The organism is Gillisella terrae (genome assembly GCF_004801395.1).
Lineage (GTDB): Bacteria > Pseudomonadota > Alphaproteobacteria > Rhizobiales > Rhizobiaceae > Allorhizobium > Allorhizobium terrae.
Genome location: NZ_SSOA01000002.1, coordinates 108,580 through 122,741, shown reverse-complemented (window position 1 = coordinate 122,741; position 14,162 = coordinate 108,580). Strand labels below are relative to the sequence as shown.

Sequence of the window (14,162 nt, the reverse complement as noted above, 5' to 3'; positions counted from 1 at the left end):
GACTTGTGCATTCGCCAACTGAGGGGGGATTACACCTCTGGCTGGCCTCAAAAAAGGAGTAGCGGCAGATTTGGCACCGGACGCGGACGAGTGGCAGCAGATCAGCGAAGCGCAAGCGCCAAGGCCGCGCGCCCGCCTAGCGCCATGGCCGTTGCCGGTCTCACCGGCGGTTCGTGATTATGGGCACGGTGGCGACACAAACGACTCAGATGTCTATCCAACATCGTCACTTGCCACATCACCCTGGCAACGATTCAGCACTATGGTGCGCACCTGCGCTGAGCAGGAATTGGTCTATGGACGAGCATTTCTGTTTCTGCCGGTTTTTCTGGGGCTTGGGGCGATATGGTGGTTTAGTCGTCCTTACGATCTGGCTCTCTCGCCGCTTGTTTCCATCTGCGGCGTTTGCGCGATTCTCTGGACCCGAACGCGCTTTCGGCAGCCAGCTCTGGCCGGTGCTTTGGGCATTGCCGCTTTGGCAGTGGCAGGCATGGTTCTGGCCCATGTCGAAACCAACCGACTCGATACCATCATCCTGGATGGACCCGTCACCACGCTTGTGCGGGGCAGAGTGATGTCAGCGGAGATCAATGCCAGTGGCCATCAAAGATATGTGATCGCACTTCAGGAAACCGCCAAGCCTCGACTCAAGCGCATGCCGCAGCAGGTTGCGCTGCTGGCGCGTGGCAAGCACGCACCATTCAAGCCGGGTGATCAGATTGAAGGTCGCGCGCGCCTGAGCCCGCCTTCTGGTCCGGCGCTTCCCGGATTGAATGACTTTGCGCAAAGTTCCTACTTCACGGGCACGGGGGCGATTGGCTATTTTTATCGTCCGCCGACAGCCTGGAACACTCAGTTAAACACGCAGACGGATCTTTGGAGCAGAAGCCTACAGGCGTTCAGCGATACGACGCAGGAGGTGCGCAACGCGATCTCATCGCGCATCCGGTTTTGGGTGCCCGGCGATGCCGGTGCCTTCGGGGTGGCCATTGTCACAGGAGAGCGGCGTGGTCTATCTGAGCAAGCCAATAATGATCTGCGTGTCTCGGGTTTGGCCCATATTATCTCTATATCGGGCCTTCATATGGCGCTTGCGGGCGGACTGTTCTTTGTCGGAATCAGACGAGCACTCAGCCTGGTGCCGGGACTTGCTGAAATCTTGTCGGTCAAGAAAATCGCAGCCGCAGGCGCGATTGCAACAACAACCGGCTACTTCCTGATTTCAGGTTATGAAATTGCAGCACAGCGCGCCTATCTGATGATGGTGATCATGCTGTCCGCCGCCTTTTTCGACCGGCCGGTTCTCAGTTTGCGCAATACGGCACTTGCCGCCATTTTGGTGGTGGTGATTTCTCCTTCGCAGGTCATGGGACCAAGCCTTCAAATGTCGTTTGCCGCGACTTTCGCCCTCATTGCTGGCTTTGATCTGTGGCGGCAGCGTCCGAGGTTACCCGCGATCTTGCCCCGCATCGCCATTTTGCAACCGTTCGTGCCTTTGACGAAGCTGGTTGGCGGCATTTTGATGACATCTGCTTTGGGAGGCTTTTCCACCGCAATGTTCTCGGCGGCCCATTTCCACCGGGTTGGCCTGCACGGCCTTGAGGCCAATCTTCTGGCCTCTCCGATTATTTCGATGATTGTCATGCCCTTCGCCATGATTGGCGTGTTGCTTATGCCGCTTGGGCTGGAAGAATGGCCGTTGCGGCTCATGGGCCTTGGCCTCGATGGCGTATTGGCGGTCGCAAGCCATGTGGCAAGCTGGGGAGCGGGCTTTACGTTTGGACGATTCGAATGGTGGTTTTTGCCAGTCTCATCCATCGGCCTGCTGGTTTTGACCTTGCTCAAAACACGTTTGCGAACAATGGGTGCCGTCATCATTGCCTTCGCATGCGGCTATGAAGCCTTCAAACAGCAACCGCCATTGCCGACACTGACCGTCACCGAGGACGGGCAACTGGTTGGCATTTTGCGTGCTTCAAGCTCTGATTCTGTGACAATTGCCACCAATAAAAAACGCCCGCCGAGCTTCATCTACAACCAATGGGCCACAGCACTTGATATTTCCGAAACGATTGCTGCCGAAAATTTACCCCAACCTGTCCATAAAAAGCCTGCAAATGCCAACAAAACGCCCGACGGGAAGCAGCAGGACAAGAAAGACAAAAAGCCACGAATCGACCCCGCCGACGCTCTGAGTGCCATGGTGGATGCGCTTGAAAAGGCCAAAGCCAAACCCGATGTCTTTTATTGTCGCACAGGTGGCTTTTGCGTGTCCTCCCTCAGCAACGACTGGATTGTCGTCCAGGTTCAGGATCGAGATTACAGCGCTGCCGCCTGCGCGCTTGCCGATCTTATCGTCTCAACCCAATCGAGCTTTTATGCCAAGTGCACAGCTCCATCGAACACCCCATCCACAAGTTCACTACAGCCAACAAGCATCGGCCAGAGCAACGAACCTGGTGCTTTGCTCCCCGACCATCCACTGTCTGTCCCAGCGCTTAACGGCCAAGCGCTCCCCGGTCCAGTGCTTATTGACCGCGACATGTTGCGCCAAACGGGGGCTCTTGAAATCACACTGCAAGATCGATCAACTCGCTCTTTGCAAATGGCAACGACGTTTCATGGTGAACTAAGACCATGGACGCGCCACCGCTATTACGATTGGCGCACCAACACGTATCTTTCGCCGCAAAATCATACTCTCCAACCGGCGACACAAGATGATGAGGATCAATCTGACGATTCTAGTGATAGCGACGAATGAGACCGACAAGTTTGCCCTGAATTTTCACCCGGTCAGGTCCAAAAATGCGGGTTTCATAGGCCGGATTGGCCGCCTCCAGCGCGATGGATGCACCGCGACGGCGAAAACGCTTCAATGTCGCTTCCTCGTCGTCAACCAGTGCAACAACAATGTCTCCGGCATTGGCCGTGGTGACATTGCGAATAATCACTGTGTCACCATCCAGAATGCCAGCCTCAATCATCGAATCACCCTTGACCTCAAGCGCGTAATGCTCGCCATTTCCCAGCATTTCAGCGGGAACGGAGATGTCGTGGGTGTTGTTTTGAATAGCTGAAATCGGCACGCCCGCTGCAATCCGGCCCATGACAGGAATGGAGGCCGCGTTTTTGCCGTCATCAATCGACTTGGGGGCGGGCGATGGAACCGGTTGCGGTTTGCCAAGGCTGCCTTGAATAACGGAGGGGGAAAAACCACTCTTGCGCGGCGGGATGCTGGTCATCATCGCTTCGGGGAGCTTGATCACTTCAAGCGCGCGCGCCCTGTTCGGCAGGCGCCGGATAAATCCGCGCTCCTCAAGGGCGGTGATCAGGCGGTGAATGCCCGACTTCGATGCAAGATCAAGCGCATCCTTCATTTCATCAAACGAGGGTGGCACGCCAGATTCCTTCATGCGTTCATGGATGAACAGCAAAAGCTCCTGTTGCTTACGAGTCAGCATCGTTTAAAACCCTTGAGAATGAGAAACAAATACAGAACATACGCTATATGTTCCAGTTGTGTTCTGCAAGCCCCTAATTTTAAAGGTTTTTGATTTAGATGCCGATCCACATTCTGATGGGATTGGCTGGATCAAGCAACAATTTGCAGGCCATGGCAATGCAGGTGATGATCAGCAGCGGTTTGATGATTTTGGCACCGCTTTTCATCGCAAGTCTTGAGCCGGTTTGCGCGCCGAGAAATTGGCCTGCTCCCATGACGAGACCGACCTTCCACAGGATAACCCCGTTGAAAAGGAACACCGCGAATGCGCCGACATTGGAGCCGAAGTTGAGCAGTTTGGTGTGGGCTGTGGCTTTCAGCATGCCGAAGCCTGCTAAGGACACAAAGCCGAGCATGAGAAAAGAGCCCGTGCCGGGGCCAAACAGGCCATCATAGAAGCCGATCAAAGGCGCAAAAATCAGACCGAAAAGAAAGGGCGTAATGCGGCGGTGGCTGTCGACATCGGAAATATTTGGCTTCAGCGCAAAATAAAGGGCAATGGCCAGCAGCAGAAACGGCATGATCACTTTCAACACATCGCCAGGCACGTAGGTCGCGGTGGTTGCGCCAATCACACCGCCAATCAGCGACATGGTTGCCATGGGCAATTGCGTTTTGAGCTGCACATGACCCTTGCGCGCATAGGCGATGGTGGCGGACGCCGAGCCGAACTGGCCTTGGAGTTTGTTGGTGCCCAAGGCTTCGAGCGGAGGAATCCCAGCAAGCAACAGCGCTGGAATGGTGATGAGACCGCCGCCACCGGCAATCGAATCAACAAAGCCACCTACAAATGCGGCAAGAAACAGAAACAGGAGAATTTGAAGCGTAATGTCGGCCACGGGACTATCCGTTGAAGGAGGGAAACTCTCTTTGCAACACGTGGGACGCAACTGCAACCGCCCTGACGGCAGTTGGGCAAAATTCTGGTTTGACCCGGCAAGCCGCCTTCGCTATTCCTGTCGCCAAGATGTGCGACGGCGCCTGTTCGACAGGCTGGAAATAGTCCGGTGCGGCTGACCCAAACAGGGGGCCAATTCCGGAGCTGTCCCAAAGGCCATTGGAGCTACCCCAAAAGGGTGGCTTCGGCGCTTCGTACATGCACTGAAACGAAGCATGGAGGCCTTATCTCATGGCAGAAAAACTCGGAATCATGGTCTGCGGTCACGGCAGCCGTAACCAGAATGCAGCACGCGAATTCGCGGTGATTGCAGAGGGCTTGCGCGCGCGAAACCCCGATATGCCGGTGGAATATGGCTATCTCGAATTTTGCAATCCAGTGATTTCGGCAGGGCTTGATAGCTTGCGCGAACAGGGCGTAACCCGTGTTTTGGCCGTGCCCGGCATGTTGTTTGCGGCAGGCCATGCAAAAAACGATATTCCATCGGTTCTCAACACCTATCAGGCACAAAATCCGGGCATGGTGATCAATTACGGTCGCGAGCTTGGCATTGATCTGAAAATGATCCGCGCGGCCGGTGATCGCATTCAAGCAGCCGTCGATGAGGCCAACGCCACAATGGGCGTGGTGGATAAGCATGATACGCTGTTGATGGTGGTGGGGCGTGGATCGTCTGATCCCGATGCCAATTCCAATGCCACGAAAGTGATGCGGATGCTTTGGGAAGGCATGGGCTTTGGCTGGGGCGAGACCTGCTATTCAGGTGTGACTTTTCCTCTGGTCGAGCCGGGCCTGACCCATGCCGCCAAGCTCGGTTACAAGCGCATTATCGTATTTCCTTACTTCCTCTTCACCGGCGTTCTGGTAAAGCGCATTTACAGCTACACCGATGAGGTGGCCGCGCGTCATCCGGACATTCAGTTCGTCAAGGCCAGCTATCTCAATGATCATCCGCTGGTGCTGGATGCCTTTCAGGATCGGGTCAAGGAAATCCTCGAAGGTGCGGCGGTGATGAACTGTCAGATGTGCAAATATCGTGAACAGGTTCTTGGCTTCGAAGCCGATATCGGCCAGCCGCAGGAGAGCCATCACCATCACGTGGAAGGTATTGGCGGCGGTTTGGAAAACTGTCCGTGCAAGGGCGATTGTGATGCATCCTGCCGCAGTGAGGAATTCTGCAAAACACACGGCCTGCCATTTACACCGCTCCATTCCCACGCAGAGCCCGCGTCGCTTGAGCCGGTTTTTGACTATGGTGCCTCCACGACACTCGGCGGCAAATATGGTCATCTGTTGAATGCCAGCCCGGATGCAGCGCTGGATGCCGTGATGAACGCACCTTCCAGCGGTAAAGCCCACGCCCATGAGCACGGACCAAACTGCGGCTGCGGCCATGATCACGGGCATAGCCATGGTCATGGGCACGATCATGGACATCATCACCACGGTCATAGCCACGATCATGGACACACGCATACGCATGCGCCTTATCCCCATGCTGATCACCCGCTGGGGCCAAAATCAATGAAGAAGTCTTAAACCAAGGTGTTGTTTGACCGCATCCTGATTGTTGACTGGTCTGGGGCCAGCAAGCCGGTGAAGGGCAAAAACTCCATCTGGGCCTGCTTGATTGAGCAGGGTCAGACGGACCCCGAAATCCTGTGGCTGGAGAATTTCCCAACCCGTGCGGCCTTCATGGTGCGGTTTGAAGAGGTGGTCAGTGAAGCACTGGCCGCGAAGAGACGTTTGCTGGCCGGATTTGATTTCGCCTTCGGTTATCCAGCCGGAACAGCAGAACGCATAACAGGCAAAGCCGATTGGCAAAGCTTGTGGCGGGCCATTGCCAGTTCGGTGCAAGATGGTCCCGACAACACCAACAACCGGTTTGATGTGGCGGCACGCTGGAACCAGCACCATTTTCCCGATGGCGCACGCTTTTGGGGCAGGCCGCGAGCGCTTTTACTGGACGGTTTAACTGACACCAAACCGCCTGCACCGAGTGGCCCGCCCTTGGCTTTTCGGCTGTCAGAGCATCATGCAAAAGGGGCCAAATCGGTTTGGCAATTGGCCTATGCTGGTTCGGTTGGCAGCCAGAGTCTGTTGGGCATTGCCCGCCTATCCACATTTCTCGATCAGCACCCCAGCCGGAAGGAGATTGCGGTTTGGCCCTTTGAAACAGGGTTTTGCACCGGTTTTACGCAGGCTGTGGTGCTGGCCGAGATTTATCCCTCGCTGTTTGATGTGGCATTGAGTGATGGTGATGTTAAAGACGCGGCCCAGGTGCGGCGAGTCGCGCAAGAGTTTGCGCGCTTTGATGTCACCGGGATGTTGGGCGAGTTGTTTGCGCGCCCATTGATGTTGAATGATGCGCAGGTGGATGCTGCATTGAAAGAAGAGGGATGGGTTTTGGGGATCGGCCATGAAAATTTGACTGTGCTGGCAGCCGAAGAGCCAACGCAGGAGACGCCGGTATCACGTCTGGATTATATCCGCGATCCGGCCGAGATTTATCGTCAGTCCTTTGAAACCATCCGGCGCGAGGCTGATCTGGCGCGGTTTCCAGAGAGCATGCAGCCTTTGGTCATTCGTCTGATCCATGCCTGCGGCATGGTGGATGTGGCGGACGATATTGTCTTTTCCGACGGTGCTTTTGAAGCGGGCGCAAAGGCGCTGGCCGATGGTGCCAAGATTTTCTGTGATGCTGAGATGGTGCGCCATGGCATTATCAGCCGTTTGCTGCCCGCTGGCAATGAGGTGGTGTGCCTGCTGAATGATGTGCGCGTGCGCCCGCTTGCGGCATGGAACCGCACCACGCGCTCTGCCGCTCAGGTTGATCTGTGGGCAAGCCAGATGGAAGGGGCGGTGATTGCCATTGGCAATGCGCCCACGGCCCTGTTTCGCCTGCTGGAATTGCTCGACCAAGGGGCGGTGAAGCCTGCCCTCATTCTTGGGTTTCCCGTTGGCTTTGTGGGGGCTGCTGAAAGCAAGGCGGAGCTTGCTGCCAACAGCCGTGGTGTGCCTTGTATTGCGGTGCAAGGGCGTCGCGGCGGCTCCGCCATGGCATCGGCGGCGGTAAATGCACTGGCGGGAGGGCTTGGCACCAATGGCTGAAACATGGCTCACCATCATTGGCATCGGCGACAATGGCTTGCAAAGCCTGACGCCGGTTCAGCTCGCGCATTTGCAGGAAGCGCGGGTGTTGGTGGTGGGTGAGCGGCTTCACGACGGCATTCGAGGTGCCATTCCGGATGTGACCCGGATTTTGACCTGGGGCGCGGGTTTTCGTCCCACGTTGGATGAGATTTTGAAACTGCGCGGCACGCCCGTCACGGTCATCGCCACAGGCGATCCGATGCATTTTGGCATTGGCGCAACCTTGCGGCGCTATGTTGAGACGCATGAAATGCGGGTGCTGCCATCGCCCTCGGCTTTTTCGCAGGCCGCAGCACGGCTTGGCTGGCCCTTGCAGTCTGTCGCGCAGATTTCGCTGCATGGAAGGCCGCTTGCCCATCTCAATCGCCATGTTCTGCCCGGTGCCAGACTGTTGGCGCTGACCTCTGATGCGAGCACGGTGCTGGATGCGGCAGCACTTTTGGTCAAGCGCGGTTTTGGTGCTTCAATGTTGCATGTGCTGGAGCATATGGGCGGCCCGCGTGAGCGCATCGTGCGCCACACTGCTGCGGATATGGAAACGCTTGCACCCGATTTGAGTGATTTCAATACGTTGGCGATTGATTGTGCAGCATTTGGCCCGGTGTTGTCGCCGCTTGCCGGTCTGCCGGATGATGCCTTTCGTCACGATGGCCAATTAACCAAGCGTGAGGTGCGGGCCGCAACTTTAGCTCAGCTTGCACCCTATCCCAACGCGCTGTTGTGGGATGTTGGCGCTGGCTGTGGCTCGATTGCCATTGAATGGATGCGTGCAGGCATGGGCACCCGCGCCATTGCCATTGAGCCAAAGCCTGAGCGCGTGGCGATGATGCGTGAAAACGCGGATGGGCTTGGCGTGCCGGATCTGGAGATTGTCGAGGCCGAGGCACCTTTATGTCTTGCAGCACTTGAGCAGCCGGATGTGATTTTCATTGGTGGCGGTATCACCACAGATGGGTTGTTTGAGGCCTGCTGGCAGGCGCTGAAACCCGGCGGCAAACTGGTGGCCAATGCGGTAACTCTGGAAGGTGAGGCGGCGCTGATATCATTGCGCGGTCAATTTGGTGGGGATATGAGCCGGATTTCGGTTTCGCGGGCCGCGCCCGTTGGCCGGTTTTGCGGTTGGAAATCGCTGATGCCAGTGACGATGTGGAGTGTGGTGAAGTGAGCGTTTTTCACCGGAGTTTACCCCCCTCTGTCCTGCCGGACATCTCCCCCTCAAGGGGAGAGATTGGCACGGGTTTGACCTTCAATTTTGATTTAGCGGGGGCTTGGCGATGAGCGGTAAACTCTATGGCCTCGGCCTTGGTCCCGGTGATCCTGAATTGATCACGCTGAAGGCGCATCGCATTTTGACCTCCGCTCCGGTGATTGCCTATCCGGCCCCTGATACTGGCCCAAGCTTTGCCCGCCAGATCGCCGCCCCTTATCTGCGGGCCGATCAGCTGGAAGTGCCAATGATTGTGCCCATGCGGGTCGAGCGGTTTCCGGCACAAGAGATTTATGATTCTGCCGCCATAACCTTGTCGCATCATCTTGATGCTGGATCAGACGTGGCGGTTCTGTGTGAAGGGGATCCCTTCTTCTATGGCTCATTCATGTATTTGTTTGAACGCTTGGCGCACCGCTATCCTACCGAGGTTGTTCCCGGCGTGTCCTCGATGATGGCAGCGGCTGCCGCCTATGGTCGGCCGCTGGCTGCGCGCAATGATGTGTTGAGCGTGCTGCCGGGGCCGATGGATGATGCTGATCTAAGCTTGCGGATCGAAAGCGCCTCTGCTGTGGCCATCATCAAACTCGGTCGGCATTTTGCCCGCATTCGTACTTTGATTGCCGCCATGGGGCTGACGGAACACGCAGGCTATGTTGAGCGCGTGTCGCTGGCCAACCAAAAACTCATGCCGCTTGCTGACGTGAGCGAAGATGTCGCGCCTTATTTTTCAATGATCCTGATCTACAAGGGGGCTGAGGGCTGGGCGCACACCCAGGCAAAGCCGCCGGAAAGACCGCTATGATGCTGACAACAAAACCCGCCATTGTTGTGCTGATGCCAAGCGCACTGACACTTGCCCGCAAGATTGCCGCTGTGATTGATGGCGAGATGCATGGGTCGCGCGCGCGCGTGGCGGGAGCCGATGTTGCCTTTGACGATGTGAAAACCCATGTCCAGGCGCTGTTTTCCCAAGGTCGGCCGATTGTTGCCGTCATGGCCTCTGGTGCTTTGATACGTATGCTGGCACCGTTGCTCAATGACAAGCATTCCGAGCCGCCGGTGCTGTGCATGTCTGAAGATGGCACATCCGTTGTGCCGCTTTTGGGTGGGCATCATGGAGCCAATGATTTGGCGCGCTCCCTTGCCGATGCGTTGCACGCCCATGCGGCGGTGACCACGGCAGGCGATTTGCGCTTCGGCGTGGCGCTGGATGCGCCGCCGGAAGGCTATAAACTGGCCAATCCCGAACAAGCCAAGGCGGTGATGGCAGAGCTGGTGGCCGGAGCATCGGTGACGCTGAACGGTCATGCCGATTGGCTCACGCAATCGCGTTTGCCATTTGCTGATGATGGGCGGGTGACTTTGACCGTTACGGATCAGGCCCATGTGCCGGGGCCGTTGGAACTAGTCTATCACCCACAAACACTGGTGCTTGGCATGGGCTGTGAGCGTCATGCTTCGGTTGAAGAAGCGATTGCGCTGGCAACAAAAGCCTTGGACGAGAGCGGTCTTGCTCGCCAAAGCCTAGCTGCCATTGCTTCGATTGATGAGAAAGCGGATGAAATTGCTATTCACGCCGTTGCCGCCCATTTTGGCGTGCCAGCCCGGTTTTTCACCGCAGAACGGCTGGAGCAAGAGGCAGAGCGGCTGCAAAATCCGTCTGATGTGGTTTTTGCCGAAGTTGGCTGCCATGGCGTTGCCGAAGGGGCGGCTTTGGCAAGTGTGGGGGCTGATGGCGCTCTTGCTCTGCCCAAGATCAAATCCAAAGGTGTAACGGCGGCCATTGGCAAAGCACCACACATTCTGAATGCCAACACCCTTGGGCGCGCGCGCGGCAAGCTGTTTGTGGTCGGCATCGGGCCGGGGTCGGATGGATGGCGCTCGCCAGAGGTATCCGCCATGGTCACGGCCTCCAGCGATCTGGTTGGCTATTCTCTCTATCTTGATTTGCTGGGGCCTTTGGCAGCAGGCAAGGCGCGCCACGATTTTGATCTGGGCAAGGAAGAAGCCCGTGTGGTGCATGCCATGGAGCTGGCAGGTGAGGGCAAAACGGTCGCACTCGTCTGCTCCGGCGATGCTGGCATCTATGCCATGGCAACGCTGGTGTTCGAGCTGTTTGACAAAGGCGGCATTAGCGATGCAGCCCATCGCATTGACGTGCAAGTGTCGCCGGGCATTTCGGCCTTGCAAGGGGCGGCAGCGCGCATTGGTGCGCCGCTGGGACATGATTTTTGCACCATTTCGCTTTCCGATCTTTTGACCCCGTGGGAGCATATTCAGCGCCGGGTGAAGGCAGCGGGCGAGGGCGATTTTGTCATTGCCTTCTACAATCCCGTATCGATGAAGCGCCGCACGCAACTGGCCTATGCCCGTGACGAGCTGTTAAAATACCGTCCCTTCGACACGCCCGTCATTCTCGCCACCAATCTTGGCCGTCCGGGAGAGCTGGTGCGCACCGTGCCGCTTGCCAAGCTGAATGTCGATGATGTGGATATGCTCACCGTGGTGGTGGTTGGCTCGTCTGAAAGCCGGACCGTCACGACCGGTGATGGCAAAACATGGGTCTATACGCCACGCGGATATTCCGGCAAGGCAGACACAGCAATGCAGAAGGAAGCACAGCAATGACCGTCTATTTCATCGGTGCAGGCCCCGGCGCGCCTGATCTGATCACCGTGCGCGGTTTGCGGTTGATTGAGCGCTGCCCGGTCTGTCTGTTTGCTGGCTCACTGGTGCCGGAAGAGATTGTAAAAGCAGCGCCCGAGGATGCGCTGGTGAAAGACACAGCCCCCATGCATCTCGATGAGATCATTGCCGAGATGGCCGCAGCTCACGCGAAGGGGCAGGATGTGGCACGGGTGCATTCCGGCGATCCGGCCATTTATGGCGCGGTTGCCGAGCAGATGCGCAGGCTGGATGCGCTGGATATTCCCTATGATGTTGTGCCGGGCGTGCCTGCCTTTGCTGCCACGGCGGCCCGGCTGAAAACCGAGCTGACATTGCCGGAAATCGCCCAGACGGTGATTGTCACCCGCACGGAAATGAAGGCGTCCTCCATGCCGGAATTTGAGACGCTGGAGATCTTGGGCAAGTCGCGCGCCACCTTGGCCATTCACCTGTCCATCCGTAATCTCGCTCATATCCGCGATACGCTGACACCTTACTACGGTGAGGATTGCCCGGTGGTGATTGCCTATCGCGCCACATGGCCTGATGAGCTGTTCATTCGCACCACGCTGAAGGATATGGCAGACGAGGTGCGCAAGGCCAAGATTACCCGCACGGCGCTGGTGATGGTGGGCAAGGTGTTTGGCAATGTCGCGTTTCGCGATAGCGATCTGTATAACTCTGATTTTTCCCATGTGCTGCGCAATGTGGGCAAGAAAAAGAAGGTGGGTTGAGTGCCGCACTGGTTGCAGCATTGCATAAGCGCGGTAATGTCTGCGAGAAGATAGGTTGAAGGATTGAGCGATGCATAAGGTGATTTTTGACACAGACCCCGGCGTTGATGATGCCATGGCCCTGCTTTTCCTGCATCACCATGCAGAGATTGACCTTTTGGGCATCACCACCGTGTTTGGCAACGCCACCATTGAGACCACCACACGGAACGCGCTCTATCTCAAGCGCGAATGGAATATTGATGCGCCTGTCGCGCGTGGTGCAGGCGAGACTTTCATTCCGCATCGTGTTAGCCACGAGCCGCCAAAATTCATCCATGGCGATGATGGGCTGGGCAATATTGGCGTGCCGGATGTGGTGGATGTGCCACTGGATTCGCGTCCCGCTCATCGGTTTATTGTCGATACCATTCGCGAAAATCCCGGCGAGGTAACGCTGGTTGCGGTTGGCCGCATGACCAATCTTGCCAATGCCCTCAAGGAAGACCCGGAGATTGTCTCACTGGTCAAAGAGATTGTGATCATGGGCGGTGCCTTTGATGTAAACGGCAATGTAACACCTGCCGCGGAGGCCAATATCCATGGCGATCCAGAAGCCGCAGACATCGTGTTGACCGCCACATGGCCGGTTGTGGTGGTTGGTCTGGATGTCACCACCCGCACAGTCATGACCCGTCAGCAATTGGCTGATATTCGCGATGCGGCTGGCAAACGCGCTGAATTGCTGTTTGATCTCTCACAATTCTATATCAAGTTTTATGAGAGCCGGGTGCCCGATGGCATGGTGGTGCATGATGCTTGCGCCTGTGCCTATGTTGTGGCACCGGAGCTGTTTAAAACCCGCAGTGGCGCAATGCGCGTTATCTGCGGTGGCCTTGCTGATGGGCAAACCATTCAAAAGCCAGACCATATGGGCTTTGGTCCAAGCGATTGGGACAATCTGCCGAGCCAGAATGCCTGCGTCGATATTGATGCAAATGCGGTATTGAAGCTGATCCACGACACGATTGTTTCTGTGCAAGAGAGCTGAGGGCAGGGTGCACTTGCAGCATAATTTTCTCCTTAAATCGATTCCGACTTAAGGAATTATGCAGTAGCAAAAGCAGACATTGCTTTTGCTAAACCGGTAAACAAAAATGGGAAAGACATGTCTGTTTGGTTCAATCTGAACCAAGCAGACACCATATTTGCATGATTTCCATGATATAAAATAGTCAGCAGAGCTTACTATGTGTTAAATTGTGTTGCGTTGTATAACACAACTTGATAACTGGCCTTTCCGAATTGAATGGGCCTGGCACATGCATCATTGCGCGTGGATGCTTTGTTTGATATTTAGAATATAATAAATTAATCGAGTGCAATTGGTCTAATGAAATTGCGTGAGAGTTCAGTGTTGATTATGGGTATGACACAAGATGGAGCGGTGCCCGGCAAGATGCGCCGCGTATCCATAGCTCAAGGAGAATATGTTGTGCTTGGTGACCCAAATGCGGTGATCACCACAGTGCTGGGATCCTGTGTGTCAGCCTGCATTCGTGATCCCAAGCTGGGCATTGGCGGTATGAATCATTTTGTTCTCCCGGAACCGCATACGCCAAGCGGTGCGCCTGTGGGTGGCGATGTGTCGCGTTATGGTTCGCACCTTATGAATCAATTGGTCGATGACCTGCTCGCGCATGGTGCAGACCTTCGGCGGCTGGAAGCCAAGGTATTTGGCGGCGCAAGTCCTTGGAATTCCTATTATAATGTGGGTGAGCGAAACGTGCGTTTTGCTTTAGCTTTCCTTGCTCAAAAGCGGATCGCTGTGATTGAAACGCAGTTTGGCGGCGTTTCAGGCTGCAAGCTGAATTATTGGCCTGTCTCTGGTAAGGCTGAGTACCTGCCATTGAAGCCAGAAAAAATCGCGACCCCGTCAAAAGTCATTCAATTGAAAAGAGTTTTACCGCTCTGAGTTTGCTGTGCGCCATATATGGCGAAGGCCACTGTAGGCTA

11 protein-coding genes are annotated in these 14,162 nt (G+C 56.1%); 9 read left to right on the top strand and 2 right to left on the bottom strand.

The features are described 5' to 3' along the window. Window positions 1-70: 70 nt before the first annotated feature. Entirely contained in the window at window positions 71-2,764 is a 2,694-nt protein-coding gene (locus E6C51_RS04300; protein WP_190235161.1) for a ComEC/Rec2 family competence protein, read from the top strand. On the opposite strand, the gene lexA is transcribed toward E6C51_RS04300, so the two are convergent. Both lexA and E6C51_RS04290 read right to left on the bottom strand, forming a co-directional pair. Beyond that, window positions 2,745-3,464: a transcriptional repressor LexA gene (lexA, locus tag E6C51_RS04295; protein ID WP_146929731.1), complete on the bottom strand. Its 720-nt coding sequence runs from the start codon at window positions 3,462-3,464 to the stop codon at window positions 2,745-2,747. The genes E6C51_RS04300 and lexA overlap by 20 nt on opposite strands. A 94-nt stretch (window positions 3,465-3,558) precedes the next feature. Next, window positions 3,559-4,344, bottom strand: coding sequence for a TSUP family transporter (locus E6C51_RS04290; RefSeq protein WP_190235160.1), 786 nt, complete (start codon window positions 4,342-4,344; stop codon window positions 3,559-3,561). 290 nt (window positions 4,345-4,634) lie between these two features. Between E6C51_RS04290 and E6C51_RS04285 the strand changes: the two genes are divergently transcribed. The 8 genes from E6C51_RS04285 (at window position 4,635) to E6C51_RS04250 (ending at window position 14,121) form a co-directional block, all read left to right on the top strand. Then, entirely contained in the window at window positions 4,635-5,942 is a 1,308-nt protein-coding gene (locus tag E6C51_RS04285; RefSeq protein WP_190235159.1) for a sirohydrochlorin chelatase, read from the top strand. A 939-nt stretch (window positions 5,943-6,881) separates the two neighbouring features. Further along, window positions 6,882-7,514, top strand: a complete 633-nt coding sequence (locus E6C51_RS20120; protein ID WP_230987085.1) for a precorrin-8X methylmutase — start codon at window positions 6,882-6,884, stop codon at window positions 7,512-7,514. After that, window positions 7,507-8,721, top strand: a complete 1,215-nt coding sequence (gene cbiE, locus E6C51_RS04275) for a precorrin-6y C5,15-methyltransferase (decarboxylating) subunit CbiE (protein ID WP_190235158.1) — start codon at window positions 7,507-7,509, stop codon at window positions 8,719-8,721. The genes E6C51_RS20120 and cbiE overlap by 8 nt, the downstream gene beginning before the upstream one ends. A 109-nt stretch (window positions 8,722-8,830) precedes the next feature. Then, entirely contained in the window at window positions 8,831-9,568 is a 738-nt protein-coding gene (gene cobI / locus E6C51_RS04270; RefSeq protein WP_190235157.1) for a precorrin-2 C(20)-methyltransferase, read from the top strand. Then, window positions 9,565-11,394: a precorrin-3B C(17)-methyltransferase gene (cobJ, locus tag E6C51_RS04265; protein WP_190235156.1), complete on the top strand. Its 1,830-nt coding sequence runs from the start codon at window positions 9,565-9,567 to the stop codon at window positions 11,392-11,394. Before cobI ends, cobJ begins: the two co-directional genes overlap by 4 nt. After that, window positions 11,391-12,167 (top strand): precorrin-4 C(11)-methyltransferase, encoded by a 777-nt coding sequence (cobM, locus tag E6C51_RS04260; protein ID WP_146929748.1) that lies wholly within the window; start codon window positions 11,391-11,393, stop codon window positions 12,165-12,167. The genes cobJ and cobM overlap by 4 nt, the downstream gene beginning before the upstream one ends. Before the next feature lie 70 nt (window positions 12,168-12,237). After that, entirely contained in the window at window positions 12,238-13,197 is a 960-nt protein-coding gene (locus E6C51_RS04255) for a nucleoside hydrolase (protein ID WP_190235155.1), read from the top strand. A gap of 378 nt (window positions 13,198-13,575) precedes the next feature. Continuing rightward, window positions 13,576-14,121 (top strand): chemotaxis protein CheD, encoded by a 546-nt coding sequence (locus tag E6C51_RS04250; RefSeq protein ID WP_230987059.1) that lies wholly within the window; start codon window positions 13,576-13,578, stop codon window positions 14,119-14,121. Window positions 14,122-14,162 lie beyond the last annotated feature (41 nt).